The organism is Terriglobia bacterium (assembly GCA_032252755.1).
Classification (GTDB): domain Bacteria; phylum Acidobacteriota; class Terriglobia; order Terriglobales; family Acidobacteriaceae; genus JAVUPY01.
Window position 1 is genome coordinate 1 of sequence record JAVUPY010000015.1, and the last position, 19,367, is coordinate 19,367.

18 protein-coding genes and 1 tRNA gene are annotated in these 19,367 nt (G+C 55.9%); 10 read left to right on the forward strand and 9 right to left on the reverse strand.

Going from position 1 to position 19,367, the window contains the following annotated elements:
* A partial coding sequence (locus tag ROO76_02440) for a winged helix-turn-helix domain-containing protein (GenBank protein ID MDT8067004.1) occupies positions 1-1,310 on the reverse strand: 1,310 nt, incomplete at its 3' end.
* Between the two features lie 122 nt (positions 1,311-1,432).
* Here ROO76_02440 and ROO76_02445 point away from each other — a divergent pair.
* The 7 genes from ROO76_02445 (at position 1,433) to ROO76_02475 (ending at position 8,375) form a co-directional block, all read left to right on the forward strand.
* Entirely contained in the window at positions 1,433-1,903 is a 471-nt protein-coding gene (locus ROO76_02445; GenBank protein MDT8067005.1) for a hypothetical protein, read from the forward strand.
* A gap of 612 nt (positions 1,904-2,515) precedes the next feature.
* The gene (locus ROO76_02450) at positions 2,516-3,682 is read left to right on the forward strand and encodes an MFS transporter (protein ID MDT8067006.1); all 1,167 of its coding nucleotides are present in this window, start codon (positions 2,516-2,518) and stop codon (positions 3,680-3,682) included.
* Between the two features lie 10 nt (positions 3,683-3,692).
* Positions 3,693-4,766, forward strand: a complete 1,074-nt coding sequence (locus ROO76_02455) for an MFS transporter (protein ID MDT8067007.1) — start codon at positions 3,693-3,695, stop codon at positions 4,764-4,766.
* A 1-nt stretch (position 4,767) separates the two neighbouring features.
* Positions 4,768-6,990, forward strand: a complete 2,223-nt coding sequence (locus tag ROO76_02460) for a molybdopterin-dependent oxidoreductase (GenBank protein ID MDT8067008.1) — start codon at positions 4,768-4,770, stop codon at positions 6,988-6,990.
* Positions 6,987-7,610: a 4Fe-4S dicluster domain-containing protein gene (locus ROO76_02465; GenBank protein MDT8067009.1), complete on the forward strand. Its 624-nt coding sequence runs from the start codon at positions 6,987-6,989 to the stop codon at positions 7,608-7,610. Before ROO76_02460 ends, ROO76_02465 begins: the two co-directional genes overlap by 4 nt.
* Positions 7,610-8,134 (forward strand): Rieske (2Fe-2S) protein, encoded by a 525-nt coding sequence (locus ROO76_02470; protein ID MDT8067010.1) that lies wholly within the window; start codon positions 7,610-7,612, stop codon positions 8,132-8,134. The genes ROO76_02465 and ROO76_02470 overlap by 1 nt, the downstream gene beginning before the upstream one ends.
* Position 8,135: 1 nt before the next feature.
* Positions 8,136-8,375 carry a DUF6755 family protein gene (locus ROO76_02475; protein MDT8067011.1) on the forward strand — a complete coding sequence of 80 codons (240 nt, stop codon included), beginning with the start codon at positions 8,136-8,138 and terminating at the stop codon, positions 8,373-8,375.
* A gap of 58 nt (positions 8,376-8,433) precedes the next feature.
* Here the strand turns inward: ROO76_02475 and ROO76_02480 are convergent, their stop codons facing one another.
* Entirely contained in the window at positions 8,434-8,904 is a 471-nt protein-coding gene (locus tag ROO76_02480; protein ID MDT8067012.1) for a PA2169 family four-helix-bundle protein, read from the reverse strand.
* Between the two features lie 124 nt (positions 8,905-9,028).
* On the opposite strand from ROO76_02480, the gene ROO76_02485 reads away from it, so the two are divergent.
* Positions 9,029-9,105: transfer RNA gene (locus ROO76_02485), tRNA-Arg, on the forward strand.
* 2 nt (positions 9,106-9,107) lie between these two features.
* Here the strand turns inward: ROO76_02485 and kdpC are convergent.
* The 7 genes from kdpC to ROO76_02520 form a co-directional block, all read right to left on the reverse strand.
* A complete protein-coding gene (gene kdpC, locus ROO76_02490) occupies positions 9,108-9,701 on the reverse strand; it encodes a potassium-transporting ATPase subunit KdpC (protein ID MDT8067013.1) in 594 nt (197 codons plus the stop codon).
* A gap of 10 nt (positions 9,702-9,711) precedes the next feature.
* A complete protein-coding gene (gene kdpB / locus ROO76_02495) occupies positions 9,712-11,742 on the reverse strand; it encodes a potassium-transporting ATPase subunit KdpB (protein MDT8067014.1) in 2,031 nt (676 codons plus the stop codon).
* 75 nt (positions 11,743-11,817) lie between these two features.
* Positions 11,818-13,614, reverse strand: a complete 1,797-nt coding sequence (kdpA, locus tag ROO76_02500; GenBank protein MDT8067015.1) for a potassium-transporting ATPase subunit KdpA — start codon at positions 13,612-13,614, stop codon at positions 11,818-11,820.
* The gene (gene kdpF / locus ROO76_02505) at positions 13,615-13,704 is read right to left on the reverse strand and encodes a K(+)-transporting ATPase subunit F (protein ID MDT8067016.1); all 90 of its coding nucleotides are present in this window, start codon (positions 13,702-13,704) and stop codon (positions 13,615-13,617) included.
* Positions 13,705-13,903: 199 nt separating this feature from the next.
* Complete coding sequence (locus tag ROO76_02510; protein MDT8067017.1) at positions 13,904-14,620, reverse strand: hypothetical protein; 717 nt, start codon at positions 14,618-14,620, stop codon at positions 13,904-13,906.
* Between the two features lie 579 nt (positions 14,621-15,199).
* On the reverse strand, positions 15,200-15,916 hold the full coding sequence (locus ROO76_02515; protein ID MDT8067018.1) for a response regulator transcription factor: 717 nt from the start codon (positions 15,914-15,916) through the stop codon (positions 15,200-15,202).
* Between the two features lie 2 nt (positions 15,917-15,918).
* A complete protein-coding gene (locus ROO76_02520) occupies positions 15,919-17,040 on the reverse strand; it encodes a histidine kinase (GenBank protein ID MDT8067019.1) in 1,122 nt (373 codons plus the stop codon).
* 55 nt (positions 17,041-17,095) lie between these two features.
* Between ROO76_02520 and ROO76_02525 the strand changes: the two genes are divergently transcribed.
* Positions 17,096-18,541 carry a DUF4118 domain-containing protein gene (locus ROO76_02525; GenBank protein MDT8067020.1) on the forward strand — a complete coding sequence of 482 codons (1,446 nt, stop codon included), beginning with the start codon at positions 17,096-17,098 and terminating at the stop codon, positions 18,539-18,541.
* Positions 18,542-18,690: 149 nt separating this feature from the next.
* Positions 18,691-19,329, forward strand: a complete 639-nt coding sequence (locus tag ROO76_02530; GenBank protein MDT8067021.1) for an FMN-binding negative transcriptional regulator — start codon at positions 18,691-18,693, stop codon at positions 19,327-19,329.
* Positions 19,330-19,367 lie beyond the last annotated feature (38 nt).

The window sequence follows — 19,367 nt, forward strand, 5'->3', positions numbered from 1 at the left end:
TCGAGTTGAAGTCCTCTGCGACAAAGGGCAACCGCCTGTTGATACCGCCCGGCGAAATATTCGATCATTCCCGCGCTGCCATGTACCAAGGCGGACGTGGGCTCCAACTGCATGGCTCGCTCGATTGTGCTTGTGGCCTCCGCAATCCTTCCCGTTTCGGCGAGCAGCATGGCCAGGGTATGGCAAGCGTCGGCATCGTGCGGGTTGATAGCCAAGACACGCCGCAACTCTGGCTCGGAGTAGCGCCAGTCGAAGTCGTAATGCCATTGAATAAAGGCGAGCGTCCAACGAGCGCGTTGCTGTTCTGGCTCGAACTCCAGCGCTTTCAGCGCGGCGGCTTTCGCTCGCGGCACGGCGTCCGGCGTACTTGCGCCGAACATTGGGTGGAGAGCGTAGCAGAATGCCAACTCCGCATACGCCGCGGCGTATCCCGGATCAAGTGTGAGAGCCCGCTCCAGAACCTCTACGGCGTTGCGCAAGGTTTGAGACCCGGCATGATGCGATCGCAAGTACTTGGCCTGCATCACCAAGCGGTACGCTTCGGCGTTGGGGATCGGCTCGGACCTGGAAGCTCGCTGCGCGACCCCACCAACGTTCAATGCAAGTGCGGCGACAATCTGGTCGGTCACCTCGTCTTCCAACTTGAACAGGTCGTCAAAAGGGCAATCGAACTTCCCGGCCCACAAGGTTGTGTTGCTCGGAATGCCCACGAGCTGAAGCGTCAGACGTACTCGGGTACCAAGTATACGGAGGGTGCCCTCCAGAACGCAGTTCACTCGCAGCGCCAGACCAACCTCAAGAGCCTCAGCAGATCTGGAGGTAAACGCAGCTACCGCGCTAGTGGGCCGCACCTCCACGTCGCGGAGTCGCCCCAGGCGGGTGATGACCGCATCGCACAATCCGAGGCCGAGATAAGCGTGATCACCGCGGAGAACCCGGAATGGCAGCACGGCCACTGATCGCGGAGCCTCGATCGGGGCACCGGGTTCGCGACGAAACTGCGCAGGCGAGGTAAACCGGTAGCCGCGCCGCGGAACCGTTTCAATCGCGGCGCCATATCCGTCCAGTCCTTTGCGCAGGTCGCAGATGTGACGCGCAAGTATTCCCTCAGTCACGAAGGTGTCGGGCCAGACACGTTCCAGCAGATGCGGCTTGGTCACCACGTTGCCCTGCTGTTCCAGTAAAAGCTTCAGAATGTGGACCGCGCGGGGAGCGAGTGGCAGCTTTTCGCCATTCCGCAGAAGAAGCAATTGTTCGGTGTCGAGTCGATACGGCCCAAACTCGTACCAGGACACTGAATCGATGCCCATAGGAGATTTCAGAACTCCTTCATGACTCCGACAAATGTTCTAGTTACGCTGCTGGCCGCAGCATTGTAGCGCCCGCAGAACAACAAACAAAGCGGTTTCGGCCGCACAGAGGGGGAAGTGTCATGCGTAAAGCCATCGTAATCGTCATCGCGCTGATGATTGTAGCCACTGCGGCAACAGCAGGCGAAAAACCAAAACAGGAGATCGTCGGCATGTGGCAGACGATCGTGCAGGAGACCGGAATCACCGGCGTGCGCGTGTATAGCGCCGACGGCACCGTCAACCAGGCGCAGTCTGTTCCGGGTTCCATGAGCAACAGCGTCGGTGTGTGGGAGGTCTGCGATACCGACCCCTGTGCCCCCGGTACACAAAACCGTTATCGTCTGCGCATGATCATGTACGCCGTGGATCAAGGCGTGCCCGTCACAATCGAAACCCAGGAAGTCGTCACAGTTCGCGACGGCAAGATTATTACGGACGATGATGCTGGAGATTTTGTTGCCATTCACGTCACCAGCCTTGACGGGACCCCGTTTTCACCGCCTGGGGGCTTCCGCTTTCATGAGTTCGGCGAGAAGCTTCAAATCAAGTAACCGAACGAATAGATTCTCGGATCCGGTTCTATACCTACCTGCTCGCGACGCGCCTTTCGTCGCGAGCAGGTGGGGCAAGGAATCCAATTGGACTCGTTGAACTGAAGGAAGATACCAGGCGGCGCGTGTTGAAGTGGCAGATTCCGCGCTTCTTGGGAACCAACGGCTCTCTACATAATTGGCGCTTGGCAAAATAGCGTCCACGCCAGAAATAGGAATGAAGTGGAACGGCTCTGTACCGTTCAAAAGTGTGGGGGGCTGTATCCACGAGCATCCGGAAGACACTCGCAGCCGAGCTGGCTGGGTTTGTTACGGATTGCAAGCGTGAACTTTGACCAGGTAACCCAACCTTCCCCAATCGCGAGAATAAAGACGCCAGGCATCATTCCTTCTCGGCGCACTTCTCAGAAACCGCTGCATAACTCAATAACAGTCCTCTCGGGAGCGAACCTGCGTGAGTTTCATAGAGCGGCTTCGCTGCGTACTTAAGCCAATGCTTAGAGATAAGCGAGCTGTGACAAAAGTCCTCGCTCAGTGCGCGGAGGCCCTGTTTGGATTAATCTGGCTAAAAGCAGTCTAGTGTGGGTCCGACATTTACCTTGTAGGAACTCTATGTCGCAAGATTCTCCCTCGAAGCTTCAATTGACGCTCGGCACAGGGGCATTCGCATTGTGCTTTGCTGTGTTTGGAACCATGTCGGCAATGATGCCAATACTGAGCAAGCAAATGCAGCTCAGTTCGGTCCAGAAGAGTATTGCCGTCGCTGTTCCGGTACTACTGGGAAGTTTAGGGCGCATTCCGCTCGGTATGTTGACGGACCGATTTGGCGGACGTTTGGTGTTCAGCATCGTTATGGTGCTGTCGATTGTTCCAGCGTTTCTCATGGGATCGGTCCAGGATTACCCCCACCTGATCGCGTACGGTTTGTTGATTGGCATTGGACTCGCGAGTTTCTCGGTAGGCGTCGGATTCGTCAGCGGGTGGTATTCCGCTGAGAAGCAAGGATTCGCACTTGGCGTCTACGGTGCCGGCAATATCGGTCAATCGCTTGCTGCCTTTGGTTCGCCTTTCATCGCCGCCGCTGCAGGAGTGCGTTGGGGATTCTGGACATTCGGGATTCTGCTGAGCGTATGGCTCCTTATCTTCGTGGTGCTCGCACAGGACGCACCTCGTCGCACCGCGGCGAAGTCATTCGGCGAGATAATTCGCCCGCTCAATGACACTCGGAGCTGGGAACTCAGCCTGTTTTATTTCCTCACCTTCGGTGGATTTGTCGCCATGGCCATCTACCTGCCAATCTTTCTTACGGAAACGTTCAGGCTGACTCCGCAGGATGCTGGAATGAGAACCGCGGGATTCGTGGTACTCGCAACGTTGATGCGTCCGATCGGCGGCACCTTGGCAGATAAAATTGGCGGGCGTACGATTCTGAAGTGGGTGTTTCCCGCCGTTGCAGTGATGGCAGCATTTCTGGCCTGCCCAATGATCTCCACCTTCACGATTGGGGCTCTCGGCATGGCAGCCGCCATTGGGTTGGGCAATGGAGCAGTGTTCAAGCTTCTGCCCGAGTATTTTCCCGCATCGGTGGGGAGTGTGACGGGGTTGGTCGGGGCCGCTGGCGGCCTCGGCGGATTTTTCCCGCCATTGGTGCTCGGTTTCATTAAGGAAGAAACCGGTGGGTTTATGTGGGGCTTTGTTCTCCTTGGAGTATTCGCACTCATCTCTCTCGCCGTACTCCTTGGAAGACGCGCACCAGCAAAAAGTGTTATGACGGCGTAATAGGAGGCGCATGAAACCTGTTCCTGCAGCACGTGGTTCGGACACGGTACATGCGACAGTGTGGGGCTTGGTTGTCGCGTTCGTACTCATTGCTGGCATCGTGGTGGGGAGCCGCGGATTGCGCGATTTCGATCCGGCACTTGTCTCCTACGCCGGTGCGACAGTGTTCGCCGGCTTTGGCATCGGGTACCGCTATGCCATGTGGCTGCGGCGGCCGCCAACGCGAATGTACTGGTATCGCGGATGGCAGATCTTTATCAAGCCGAAGAAACTCCTTGGCAACATTGGCCATCTGGGCCAGATCTTCTGGAACAACATCCTCCTGCAACGCTTTATTGAGCGGCGGTCGAAGGTGCGCTGGACTGCGCACTGGTTCATAGCCTGGGGATGCCTGCTGGCAGCGGCAGTTACTTTTCCGCTCTCATTCGGATGGATTCGGTTCGAAACTGCGCGCGACACGCAGGACATTTACACCGCATTCGTGTTCGGCATTCACATGGGCAGCTTCCATCTCGGAACTCCGGTCGCCGCTCTCGCATTCAACATCCTGGACATATCGGCGGTCATGGTGCTCATCGGCATCTTTTTCGCGATGTGGCGCCGCGGCCGGGATCACGGCGCAATGGCGGTGCAGCAGTTTTCAAGCGATCTCTTGCCTTTGATACTTCTGTTCTCAATATCGATTACGGGACTATTTCTCACGGCTTCCACGCACTTGATGCGCGGACTTCATTATGTCGTTCTATCGCAAATCCACGCCGTCACCGTGATCATCACGTTGCTCTACTTGCCCTTCGGCAAGTTCTTCCATATCTTCCAGCGTCCTGCACAACTCGGAGTCGATTTCTATAAGCGGGCAGGCGAAGCTGGCGCCGAAGCTCTCTGCCTGCGCTGCGGCCAGCCGTATGGAACCAGGTTGCAGATGGATGACCTGAAGGATGTTCAATCTGCGCTCGCAATCAAGTATCAGATGGCGGACGGCACGCATTACCAGGACGTCTGTCCGGCATGCCGGCGCAAGAACCTGGCATTAACACAAGACGCATTGTGGAAGTCGCCGAACATAGAGTTGCGAGGGATCTGATATGGCGAAACTACCAACCGACATTCCAAGCATCGTGAAGGAGTTTGGGCCATCCCTGCATCGGGTTCCTCCCGGCGGGTGGGAGCATACCGGTGAAGACGACAAACTGGTGAAAACGCATTGCTGTTTCTGCGGACAGCAGTGCGGAATTGAGTTGCGAGTCCGCAACAACAAGGTCATCGGCTTCGAACCCTGGGAGGACTTCCCATTTAACAAGGGCAAGCTGTGTCCCAAGGGTGTCAAGCGCTACATGCAAGATGAGCATCCGGACCGCCTGAAAAGTCCTCTGCAGCGGGTGGAAGGCAAAGGCTATGAGCCGATTGACTGGGAAACCGCGTTGAGCCGCGTCGTGAGCGAGATCAAGCGCATCCAGCAGGCCTACGGCAACGATGCCTTCGCTTTTCTGACGGGTGCCTCGCTCACAAATGAGAAAGCGTACCTGATGGGAAAGTTCGCGCGCGTTGCGCTTCGAACTGCCAACATTGATTACAACGGGCGTCTTTGCATGGTCTCCGCCGGCGCGGCTTCGAAGAAAGTGTTCGGGATTGACCGAAGCGCGAATCCCTGGAGCGATATTCCAAAAGCAAAAGCCATTCTAGTTGCGGGAGCAAACGTCGCAGACTGCGCTCCAATCACGACCGATTATCTCTGGCAGGCGCGTGAGAACGGCGGAAAGTTAATCGTGCTCGATCCGCGCATGACGCCGATTGCACGCAATGCGGACCTGTTCATTCCCGTTCGCTCCGGTGGAGACATCGGAATCTTCAACGGAATACTGCACATCATGATCGAGCGGGGCTGGATCGATCGGCAGTTCATCGCCGAACATACGACCGGTTTCGATCAGGTGGTCGAGACCGTAAAGAAGTACACGCCTGAATACGCGGCGAAGATCGCAGGCGTGCCGCCCTCGATGATCGTGAAGGCGGCCGAAATCTGGGGGCCCGCCCCGACCAGCTTCCTGCTCCACGCGCGCGGCATTGAACACCACACCAAAGGCGTGGACAACTGCATCGCCGCAATCAATCTCGTCATTGCAAGCGGACGCATTGGGCGCGAGGGCTGCGGTTACGCCATGATCACCGGGCAAGGGAATGGTCAGGGCGCCCGAGAACAGGGCCAGAAGTGCGACCAACTGCCGGGAATGCGAGACATTTCAAACCCCGAGCACCGCAAGTACATCGCGGGAGTATGGGGTGTGCCGGAGGAGTCGATTCCCGGCAAGGGACTCTCGGCCGTGCCGCTGATGGAAGCCATTCACGATGGGAAGATCAAAGGACTCATCTCTATCTGCTTTAATCCAACGGTTTCGCTTCCGGACGCGAACTATACCCGCGAGGCACTCAGCCGGCTCGAGTTCTACGCCAACATCGATTTCTTTCTCTCAGAAACGTCGCGATACGCTGACATCGTCCTCCCTGGTTCACTGATGGAGGAGGACGACGGCACGACAACCAACGTTGAAGGACGGGTGATCCGTCATCGCAAGGCCGTTACTCCGCCTGAAGGCGCGCGTGAAGATTGGAAGATCATCTGCGACATCGCGGCCCGCCTTGGGGTTCCGGAAAAGTTCAGTTACTCGTCTGCGCAGGATATCTTCGAGGAGTTGCGCATCGCATCAAAGGGCGGCATCTCCGACTATTACGGCATGACGTGGGAGCGTATCGAAGACAACAACGGGATATTCTGGCCATGCCCAGAGCCGGGACACCCCGGCACGCCTCGTCTTTACGAAGGTGGAGAGTTCGTCCATCCGGATGGAAAAGCGCACTTCATTCCGATTGAGTGGCGACCGTCCGCCGAAATGCCCGACGATGAGTATCCAATCATCCTAACCACGGGTCGCGTAGTCTCACAGTTTTTGTCTGGTACGCAGACGCGCCGCATCGGAGGACTGGTCGACCAGTATCCCCAGCCGATGTGCGAAATGCACCCGCAATTGGCGGCCAAACTCGGTATTGCAGACGGTGATTTCGTTAAGGTCGAGAGCCGGCGGGGTCACGTCGTAGTTCGCGCGCAGGTGGTCAAGACTATTCGGCCAGATACCGTTTTCGTGCCGTATCACTGGCCGCTGGATCGATCGGCAAACAACTGCACGATACGCGCAATCGATCCCGTGTCTAACATTCCGGAATTCAAAATCTGCGCAGTACGGGTGAGCAAGACCGAGCAACCGACCGATCCGATTGCGCAGTTGGAAGTTCAGGCCGGGGGAGTTCGATGAGCGAGCGGTTTTTCTTCATCGACTACTCGCGGTGCATTGGCTGTCAGGCGTGCCTGCAGGCGTGTGCCGAGTGCGATACGCATCGCGGTACCAGCATGATCCACCTCGAGACGATTCAGCGCAGAGACAGCGTGCAGACCGCTCCTCAAGTCTGCATGCACTGCGAAGATCCGATCTGCGCTCGCGTCTGCCCGGCCGACGCCATCAAGAAGACTCCCGACGGGGTTGTCCAGAGCTCGCTTAAGCCGCGCTGTATCGGATGCTCGAATTGTGTGGTCTCGTGTCCATTTGGTGTGCCCAAGTACATGGCGGAAATCGACCAGATGATGAAATGCGACATGTGTTACGACCGCACCAGCGTCGGCAAAGGGCCGATGTGCGCAACCGTCTGTCCTTCCGGCGCGCTGAAATACACGACGATGGAAGAGATCCAGCGCACGCGTCGCGGAATTCCGATCAGTGCGTGGAAGTTTGGAAATGAGGAAGTAACGACCAAGGTTCATGTGATGGTTCCGCGCGAGGTGGAACGGGTAAACATCGATCTGGTGCAGATTGCGCCGACGCCGGCGCCTCTGCCGGAGGATTCCTATGACGTGGCGCTGATGTTGGAGGAGGTCTGATGAGCACAGACACGAAGAATCGCGAAACCTTTGCAGGGTGCGCGAAGACGCCGAAGTGGCGAACGGATTTTCCGATTGAATGGGAAGGCGACCACTACGTCAGCCGCCGGGAGATGGTGAAATTCTTGACGCTTGGTTCGTTACTGCTCGCCGGCGCGAACTGGTTCACCGCATTCGCCTCGGGAATGCTTCGTAGGGGTTCGAACGCACAACGTTATATCGGTTCTGCAGCGAAGCTCGACGCTGCGGGGTACATTCTGTTTCGGTATCCGACGGACCGCGACCCGTGCATCGCGGTGCGCTCGGCTGACGGTACTCTCCACGCATATTCGCAGGTCTGCACGCATCTCTCCTGCGCCGTCGTATTTAACGGGCAGGCAAACACGCTCGATTGCCCCTGTCATAACGGCGTCTTCAGTGTTCAGGAGGGCCGCCCGATCGCTGGGCCGCCTCTGCGTCCGCTGCCCCGCGTTCGCTTACAACAAAGAGGCGATCAACTCTTCGCCACCGCGCTGGAGGTCTAGAATGAGCATCCGAGAACAGGGAACAACTCTCTTTACCGCGATTCTGATTTTCGTCGCCGCAACGGTTGTGGTTCAACTTTGGCTGTTGACCGTTTCCATGGAGGCTCTGCTGGCAAGGGAACCAGGCATTCTGATTCCGAGCGCAATCGGCTCTACTGTGATGCTGATCATCAATGCTGGACTCCTGAGATATGTGTTCCGATTCGACCAGGACGTGCAGAGATCGACGAATAATCAGTAATACCCCTCTCCTGAGTCTCTTCCCTCCTGAGCTGCTGCCTATTGTGTATCTTTCCGCTTTAAGCAGCTTTGCTTTGATCGCGTAACGTTCGGATGCGGTCGTGGTCGGAAGTCACCTGTTCTGATTGCCGCCGGAGGATGTCCTTGATGTCCAGCGGCAGCTTGTCATTCAGTGCATCCTGGTAAAGCTTCATGAGTGCATCCTCGCCGGACTCGACGGACGAGAGGATGGAATGGTCCCCTGCACCCATCGCGGATTTCAGGTCGATCCATTTGCGATGCAGCGCGCCAGCGGTCGTGGGCTTGCGATCGGGGTCGTGATGACCGAGGCGTATAACTTCATTTTCTAGTTCGCCAGCGAATTCTGCGCGGACCGTACTTAGCTGATTAAAGAGGGTACGCAGTTCGGGATTCTTAACGTGTGTGGCGGCGTCGCGGTAGCCTGCCTGACCGTCGCGACAATTCTCGATCAGCTTCTCCAGCACGCTGATCACGTGATCGTTATCAATGTGTTCTCGAACATCTGCCATGATGGACTCCGGAAACGATATCAACAGTTAAGATGGTAGTAAGAGAGCGCGGGTGGCTGGGCTGGAGACTTAATTCGTGGCGCTGTGCCGTGAACTGATCTGCGATAATAGACTACTAACTGATGGCCCTGTAGCTCAGATGGATAGAGCAGCGGTTTCCTAAACCGTTGGTCGGCAGTTCGACTCTGCCCAGGGCCTCCATCCTACTTGTGTGCTGCAGTCTGCCTGTTCAGCGGAAAACGCTTATCCAGTTCCAGATTCAGTTCCAGCAGGTTCACTCTCGGCTCGCCCAAGACCCCGAACTGGCGTCCTTCTGTGTATTTTGCGACCAGGGATTTCAATTGACCGACAGTTATTCCACGCTGTTGCGCAACGCGGGCCAATTGATACTCGGCCGCTGCGGGGGTGATGTTGGGATCAATACCGGAAGCAGAGGTGGTTACGAGATCAATTGGAACCGGTTGGCCCGGATTTTGCGCCTGGAACTCGGTGACGTCCTGACGCACACGATTAATGAGTTTCCGATTTGTGGGCCCAAGGTTCGATCCCCCAGAGTTCGCGGCATTGTAACCATTGCCCGCAGCTGAGGGTCGCGAATCGAAGTAGCCGGGCCCAGAGAATCCCTGGCCGATAATCCTGAAACCAACAAGCCGTCCGCCTCTCTTGATAAGTTGTCCATTCGCCTGATCTGGAAATACAACCTGCGCAATACCGGTTACAACAAGCGGATAAATGACTCCGAGCAGGATGGTAGTGGCGATAGTCATGAGTACGGCCGTGATCAGGTTCTTTTTCAGCATAATTTCCTCACACAAGACCCACGCGAGTGATGATCATGTCGATCAGCTTGATTCCAATGAACGGGACGATGATGCCGCCGGCTCCATAGATCAGCAGGTTCCTGCGCAACAGGGCCGCAGCGGAAAGAGCCCGGTATCTGACTCCCCGCAATGCGAGCGGGATCAGAAAGATGATCACCAGCGCATTGAAGATCACGGCGGAGAGAATCGCGGATTGCGGCGTCTGCAAGCGCATTATGTTCAGAGTGTTCAGTACCGGAAAAGTTCCCGCGAACATCGCCGGGATAATCGCGAAGTACTTCGCAACATCATTCGCGATTGAGAAGGTAGTCAGTGAACCGCGCGTCATCAGCAGTTGCTTTCCGATTTCAACTATTTCGATAAGCTTGGTCGGGTTCGAATCGAGATCGACCATATTCCCGGCTTCCTTGGCGGCCTGGGTGCCGGTATTCATCGCGACGCCGACGTCGGCTTGCGCCAGGGCAGGGGCATCGTTGGTACCGTCACCGGTCATGGCAACGAGCTTGCCGTCGGCCTGTTCTTTTTTGATCAGCTCCATTTTGTCCTTGGGGGTTGCCTGGGCAAGGAAATCATCCACGCCAGCTTCACGCGCGATTGCCGCGGCGGTCAGCGGATTGTCCCCGGTGATCATGACCGTTCGAATCCCGATCGCACGAAGCTGATCGAACCGGTCCCGCATTCCACCTTTGACAATGTCTTTCAACTCGATTACCCCAAGGGCGCCACGCTTTCTTTCAGCAACGACCAACGGGGTACCACCCGCGCGAGAAATTTCCTCGACCGTTGCCCGTAGGTCCTCGGGCGTTGCGCCGCCGTTTTGGGAGACGTAAGCTGCAATGGCGTCGGTCGCACCTTTCCGAATCTCGAACCCGTTCAGATCAACGCCGGACATGCGGCTTTGTGCGCTGAACGGGACGAAGTGGGCTTCGTGTGCCCCCAATTCCCGGCCGCGCAGACCGTACTTGTCCTTTGCGAGAACCACGATCGAGCGACCCTCGGGAGTTTCGTCGGCCAAGGACGAAAGCTGCGCGGCATCCGCCAGTTCCTGTTCGGTGACGCCCGGCGCCGGAATGAACCGTGACGCCTGCCGGTTACCGAGAGTGATGGTCCCAGTTTTGTCCAACAACAACGTATTCACGTCGCCAGCAGCTTCCACGGCGCGTCCGGACGTGGCCAGCACGTTATGCTGAATCAATCGATCCATTCCGGCGATTCCAATTGCGGAAAGCAACCCTCCAATTGTGGTCGGAATCAGGCAGACGAGCAGCGAAACCAACACGAATACCGTCTGTGGTGACCCTGAATAGATTGCGAATGGCTGAAGTGTTACCACGGCCAGCAGAAAGATGATTGTTAAACCGGCCAGCAGAATGTTGAGTGCGATTTCGTTCGGTGTTTTCTGTCGTTCGGCGCCTTCCACCAGCGCGATCATGCGGTCCAAAAAGGTCTCACCAGGGTTAGAGGTGATCTTCACCTTGATTCGATCCGACAGCACACGAGTTCCGCCGGTCACGGCTGAACGATCCCCGCCGGCCTCGCGAATTACCGGCGCAGATTCTCCCGTAATTGCGGATTCATCGACTGACGCCACGCCCTCGATGATTTCGCCGTCAGAAGGAATGAACTCTCCTGCCGAGACGTAGCAAAGATCGTTTGCTTTCAGCTTCGAACTCGGGACACGCTCTACCTGACCGTTCGCAAGAATTCGGTTCGCTATTGTTTCCGAGCGGGCTCGTCGGAGCGTATCTGCCTGCGCTTTGCCGCGTCCTTCCGCCATAGCTTCCGCGAAATTTGCAAACAATACCGTAAACCACAGCCAAAGCGTTATCTGCAAATCGAAGATGAATGCAGGTCCACCCCTGAACAGAAGTGTGGTGGTGATCACACTTCCAATTTCAACGACGAACATGACCGGGTTGCCCATCATCTTTCGCGGATTCAGCTTTACGAACGCGTCGAGAATCGCGCGCCGGACGATCTTCCATTCCCAGATTGCCTTCTTCTGTGAGGGCTTCATGGGCGAGTGGCCAACCCGAAATGTTGCGACGTTCGCCAGAATTGGTGGTTGCGTTGTGGGTGCCATATGAATCCTCTAGAAGGTCTTCCCAGCCGCCATGAGCAGGTGCTCCAAGATGGGTCCAAGGCTAAGGGCCGGGAAGAATGTAAGTGCGCCGATGATCACAATCGTGCCTATCAGCAGTACTGTGAATAACGGTGTGGTCACCGGGAATGTTCCTGAAGATGGCGGAACGTACCTCTTTTCCGCGAGATTGCCGGCGATTGCCAGCATCGGAATGATCATCAGGAAGCGGCCGACCAGCATCGTGATCCCGCCCGCGACGTTGTACCAGAGCGTGTTCGTTGTTAGCCCGGCAAATGCGGAGCCGTTATTGCCGGCCTGCGACGTAAACGCATACAAGATTTCCGTCAGCCCGTGCGGCCCCGGATTCAATATGCTCGATGTGCCGAAGCCCTTCACCACCGAGATCGCCGAGAAGACGAGAATCACGACTGGAAACACCAGCGTGACCAGCATTGCCATTTTTACGTCATAGGACTCGATTTTCTTTCCGAGATACTCCGGCGTTCGTCCTACCATGAGTCCGGCGATGAAGACGGCGAGCACGATATAAATCAGCATTCCATACATGCCGGCGCCCACTCCGCCGAAGATCACCTCGCTCAGCATGATGTTGACCAGAGGTACCATGCCGCCAATCGGGGTGAACGAGTCATGCCAGCTATTGATGGCCCCGCAGCTCGCGTCCGTAGTAACAGTGGCCCAGAGCGCACTGTTGGCGATGCCAAAGCGGACCTCTTTGCCTTCCATATTTCCGCCGGCCTGCAGGGCGCTCACGTGTTGATCGGTTTCGGTTAGAAGGGGATTGCCCTGCGCTTCCGCCCAGTAAGCTACCGACACTCCCACCAGGAAGAGAATCGCCATGGCGGACCAAACTGCCCAACCGTGCTTTTGCGATCCCGTCATTCTTCCCAGCGTGTACGTCAATCCGCTGCCAATCGCGAATATTGAAACCAGTTCAAACAGGTTCGTGAATGGCGTGGGATTTTCAAACGGGTGCGCACTGTTCGCATTGAAGAAACCGCCGCCGTTGGTGCCAAGTTCCTTGATGATCTCCTGCGAAGCTACAGGACCTTGAGCAATGGTCTGATCCTTTACGGTTTTCATGACAGGGTTACCGTCCGGGCCGACCATTGGCTTACCATCGGCATCCGTCTTCTGTGCCTGCATCGGTTGAACAAGTTTCACAGTGTCATACGGCCTGAGGTTCTGCACGACTCCCTGTGAAACAAGAACGAGCGCACCAACCACGCAAAGCGGCAACAGAATCCAGAGGCAGCAGCGTACGAGATCGACCCAGAAATTACCGATGGTCTTCATCTGACGGCGCGCGATGCCACGAATGAACGCGATCGCGAGGATGATGCCTACCGCAGCCGACATGAAGTTGTGGTACGCGAGACCGGCCATCTGAGTGAAGTAGCTCATGGTGGCTTCCCCGCTATAGTTCTGCCAGTTCGTGTTCGTCGTGAACGATGCCGCCGTGTTAAACGCGAGCGCGGAAGTCACAGCCCCAAAATGCTGTGGATTGAAGGGCAGATAGAACTGCAGGCGCTCTATTGCGTAAAGCACGAGCATTGACACGACGCTGAACAACAACATCGCGGCCGCATACTCCGTCCAGCGCATCTCGCGATCTTCATCGACACGCGTCACGCGATAGAACAGCTTCTCTATTGGACGCAGCGCGGGATCCATGAACGTTCGCTCGCGGTTGAACACGCGAGTCATGAATGCGCCGAGCGGCTTGGTTACGGCGAGCACCAGGGAGAGAAACAGCAAAATTTGAAACCATCCGTTGGCCGTCATTCAGAATTTCTCCGGGCGCAAGAGCGCGTACACGAGGTAAGCGCCCGTCAAAGCACAAAGTGCGAGCATGATCATGGTTTCGAGGCTCATATCTGTCTCCTCACTTCATGCGATCGCAGAAGTGGACATACCCAATCGACAGGACGAAGAATGCGACCGTCAGTACTATCCAAAGTAGATCTTGCACGTTTACTCTCCAGGGTCCACAGACAGCACGGTTCTTGCTTGCGTCCTCGGCACCGGGTCAGCCGCTGAATCGGCCGATAAAACAAAATCCTTGGCCATTTCGCTAATTGATATTCCACCCAAGTTCAGTCAGGAACTGGTGATTTCCGTTGGTCAGGCCTGTGTTGCCCAGTTGGTAGGCGGCATACCAGGTTAGCTTGGGCGTAAGCTTCAGAATGAGGCCGGGCGTCAGGTAACCCGCTCCGTGCTTCCCGGTGAACCAATCTGCCGCAATAATGAACTTCTTGCCGATACTCTGCTCCACCGCGAATTGGCCACCTCCGCGCTGCGCTACATCGAAGACGTTTGCACTTGCGTAATAACCGCCAAACGTCGCGCGTGTCTTGGTCTTGAACGTCTTCACGAACTCGGCATAAGTCCAGGTTCCCACATCGAACGTTTTGTTCTGCATGGGGATGAACAGGTTATCCCCAACCAGGAACGCAATACCGTTCTTCTCACTGTCGTAAAGCTTCCACTTAAGCGCGGGCGTGATCGTGGTATGGCTCGGACCGGGGTCGACGAGTCCGTTGATGTTGACCCCAGCCTCGAAGCGCTTCCCGAATCCAACAACGACGCGTGGAGTGTAGGTTGTGAATGCATCATCAGGGCGATACGAAAAGTCGAACTCGGTGTATACCTTTCCTTTGTCGAGAATATCGCCGCTCGGAACATTGAAAACTGTTTCCTGCGCGAAGGAATGTGCGACTAGAGCCACGAAGAAGATGGCACCAAATGCATATTTCGCTGGAGACCTGGTGAGCTGCCGAGATACTTTCATCGTTTCTTTCGTGCCAAAACGTTCGATAAAACAATTGCCGCTCAGGCAGGCTTACGGGGGCGAGCGTGTGTGCTCCGATCATGTGCTCGAGATGTGGGCATCGTAAGGACATTGTTTGCGGAATAGCTCACATCCGAGTCGACTCTGGGTGATTCTGGCTCGACCTTCCACAGAGTGTCTGAAGGTGCGGATCGTTCTGTGTCAACTTTAAGGACCTCACACACCTTGATCCGGCTGCCGTCAGTGCATATCCCCACGAAGAAGACAGCCATGAACGCAACGGCCATCATCGAGATTCCGACGATCGTCGCTGCTACCATCCTCTTCTCCTTGGCTTATGTCTGCTTCGCTCGCTTGCTCCTAGTCGATTAGAGATGACTCGCTCTAAAGAGCGAATAAAGGGTTCATAAAATCTTCATTAAGATGTGCGCTGCCTGGTCAAGGAACCTCTGCGGGAAAGTTCGTCAAATCAAAACAGACAAATGGCGAGGCTTACTGCAAAAACCAGCGCGTGCACCGAACCAGTGATTCTTTTCACTTTGCCGGATTAGCGTTCGTGAAGATGCGCGATGCGGGGAATCAAGCCAGTTCTTCGCCCGGTTCGAAGCGATAGCCAACCCATGGTTCCGTCACGATGTACTTCGCCGATTCGTTTTCGAGATCAAGTTTTTTACGGAGGTGATTGATGAACACGCGCAGATATTCCGGCTGTTCCGTGCTGTTAGCGCCCCACACTGCATTGAGCAAAGCGCGATGGGTAATCACCTTGTTGGGATGGTTTGCCAGGTAGGTGAGGAGTTCGAATTCCTTGGGCGTCAGCCGCACTTCGCGATCGCGCACCAGCACCTGCCGCGTGGAAAAATCGATATGGAAATGTCCTACGTCAATCGTGGTTTGCTCCGTACTCGGCTGAGGCATTCCCGCCCGGCGCAACCCCGCGCGAACCCGCGCCATCAGTTCGTTCATGTTGAAGGGTTTCGTCACGTAATCGTCGGCCCCCGCATCCAGGGCTTCGACTTTGACTTTTTCCTCGCCGCGAACCGACAACACGATGATCGGGATCTGCGATTTTGCCCGGATGCGCCGGCACAGTTCCAATCCCCCCATGTTCGGCATCGAAAGATCCGTCACGACCAGGTCGGGAGACCAGGCCCGCATTACTTCGAGTGCCTCGTCGCCATCCCCGGCCGTTCTCACCGTATACCCATGGCCGGACAGCGTGGTTCTCAGCACGCGTGTAATCTGGGTCTCATCATCAACCACGAGGATGTTGCGACGGCCAGAACTCTCAACCATATCTAGCGAGGCTCCTGCGTTACTATGTGAACGTCAACGGCGGGCGCGTCTCGGAGAAACCTGTGGATTGCCGACCAGTACAGGTACCTTTTCCATCCTTTCACTGCTGAACGGCCAAACACAACTTGCGTAATGTGCTTTTCCTTCACAATCTTTGCAACCTCTTCCGCGACGTTCCCACCCTTTGTCTTTATGATCTGCGCACCAAGATTCTCGGCGAACCGGATGTTTTCACTGAGCGTACGACGATTATCGGGAGTGTCATCGACGCCGATATCGATGTAGATCACGTAGAACTCAGCACCAATCCGTTGCGCCATCCGTGCTGCCCGGCCCATCAAGTACTGAGCCGCCGGATTCGAACTGATACATACTGCGAACCTCTCCGTTATCGGCGCTCGTTGCTCTACATGTTCTTTTTCAAGGTAGGACTCAAGGCTGCGATCCACAACCTGGCTCACTTGTTGTAAAGCAATTTCACGGAGCGCGATCAAGTTGCCGGGGCGGAAGAAGTTCGCCAGCGCCCGTTCCGCTCGATCCACCGGATAGATATCCCCACGCTTCATCCGGTTCTGCAGTGCCTGCGGCGTCAAGTCGGTGAGAACTACCTCATCGACACGCTGCATCACCCAATCCGGCACAGTCTCGCGCACGACAACTCCCGTGATGCGGCCCACGAGAGGAGTAACACTCTCAACGTGCTGGACATTCATCGTGGATATCACATCGATGTTGGAATCAAGTAACTCGAGAACGTCTTCGTATCGCTTCCGGTGCTTACTGCCATCAATGTTGGTATGCGCCAGTTCATCGACGAGCGCGACTTGAGGCTTGCGCGCCAGAATTACGTCCACATCCATTTCGTCGAATGTGGCTCCCTTGTACTCCAGTTGCTTCCGGGGGACGATCTCAAGGCGCTTGACCAAGTCTGCAATGCCAGCCCGACCGTGGGTTTCAACGACACCAACGACGACGTCCTCGCCACGGCTGTGGCGGCGGATGCCCTCGCTGAGCATATTGTAGGTTTTGCCCACACCAGGAGCGTAGCCAAGAAAAAGTTTAAAGAGCCCACGTTTCTTGGAGGGCGTGGTTTCTTCCAGCCACTGTTCCGGTGTCTTTTGCATTCGGCATATTGTCGCCAAAGGATCGCAGCTTGTCGAATCGGGTACAATCTGCGCAATGAAACCACGCCGTAGTTCGCCACTGCGCTTTACGCTGGGCGTGCTCATCATCGCCATCATAGTCGTGGTTTACAGGTACTTCATACACCTGAATCCGACAACGGTGGGATTCACACTTCTTCTTGCTGTACTTGTCATTTCCGCCGCATGGGGTCTCAGATATGCTGTCGCAATTTCGATCCTCGCAACGATTGCTTACAACTTCTTCTTCTTCCCACCAGTTGGCACTTTAACCATTTCGGATCCTCAGAACTGGGTAGCACTAGGGACGTTCCTGATAACCGCCGTTATTGCCAGCGAGCTTGCGGAACGCGCGCGACGCGAAGCCCAGACCGCCAACCGTCGCAGGGAGGAATTGGAACACCTCTACACGTTCAGTCAGCAGATGCTCACCGCAGAAAATGTGCTTACCCTGGTTAACAGTATTCCCCAGAACATCGCTTCAACATTTTCAGCTACCGCGGTCGGAGTGTTTCTTCCGGAGAGAAGGAAGGTTTACTACTCCGACATAGCTGCCCAGGGTTTGATTGGCGAGGACGACTTGAAACTGGTTGCGGATCGAGGGGAGCCTTCATCAGAGTCCAGTCGCGGCGCGCTGATCATTCCATTGCGGGTTGGTGTTCGAAGTGTCGGAGCTCTCGGGATTGTCGGGGCCGATCTCGAGCGCCAGACGTTGGACGCCGTTGGCAGCCTGGTGGCAATCTCGATCGAAAGAGCGGGGGCAGTCGAGAAACTCGCACACGCTGAAGCAAATCGCGAAAGTGAACGGCTGCGATCCGTCCTGCTTGATTCGGTAACGCATGATTTCAGAACACCTCTGACCTCAATTAAGGCGTCAGCAGAGGCTCTACTGGGAGACACAGACCTTGGAGAAGACGCACGCCGTGAGCTCCTGACCGTCATTAACGAGGAGAGCGATCGGCTGAATCGTCTCGTGGGCGAAGCGGCGGAAATGGCACAACTGGATGCCGGCGCCGTTGAACTCCAACGTGAGCCGTGCCACATAACCGAAGCCATAGATGCGGCCGTGGCGGCTTCGAAGAATGCAATCTCGAAGCATGCGGTCACAGTTGTTGCCGAAAGTTCACTTCCTGCGGTGAATATGGATTTGCGCCGCATCAGCGAGGTGCTCTCGCAACTCCTGGACAATGCAGCGAAGTACTCGCCGGAGGGAACAAGAATCACGATCACGAGCGAAGTACAGAAACGAAAGCTCGTGACCAGCGTTGCTGACCAGGGTCCCGGCATCGAGGCAATTGACCAAAGCATGATCTTCGACAAGTTTTATCGCGGTCGCGGACGACGCTCGACAATTCAAGGGACGGGAATGGGGCTTGCGATAGCCAAGGCGCTCGTCGAAGCACACGGGGGGACGATCAGTCTCGTGAGCCAACTCGGGCGGGGGTCTGTGTTTTCGTTTTCATTGCCACTCGAGCCTCGCTGAAGCTAATCGGTGTACAGAGCCGAAATCCCCCTCAGCTGCCAGGCGCTGGAACCATCGCCAATTCATCTTCTGGACCTTTACGTGGACCAGTTAACAGGACATTATTCTTCGTAATCTCCCCTGTATTTCAAGAATGACTCGGAGCAGCGATGTTTGTTCGCCCTTGCTGGAAACCTCATAGTTGCGAAGAACTGTTCGCATTTATCGATGCCTATCCCTGGGCCCTGCTTATAAATAATGGTGCGGACGGCCCGCTCGCGACGAATTTGCCTCTCTTGCTCGATCGTTCCCGGGGATCGAATGGCACGCTCGTCGGCCACATTGCCCGGGCTAACGAGCATTCGCGGATATTGAAGAATGTCGATACGCCAACCCTCGCAATCTTTCAAGGCCCATACAGTTTCGTTTCCGGTTCTTGGTATCCCAACCGTGATATGCCGTCGACCTACTACTACACGGCAGTGCATTGTTACGGGCGGATTCGGTTGCAGACTGAAAGCGAATTGGAGCATTGGGTTGGCGTTCTGACGAACCGCTTTGAGTCTGAGTTTCCGAACGGGTGGAAGATGACGGATGTCCCTTACTCTGACATCACTCGCCGGTTACCCTCGATTTCCGGATTTGAACTGGAGATCGAAAGGATGGAAGGAAAGTTCAAGCTCGGACAAGACGAACCCAAGAAAGACGCAATGGCAGTGTGCACGCGTCTCGAACAAAGCCCCGATCCCTCACTTCGAGAACTCGCATCCCTCGTACGCCGCTATAACAGTGATCGGGAAGAGAAGTGAGCGGTTCTTTCGACGTGAAGGGCCTTGCCCAGATCCTT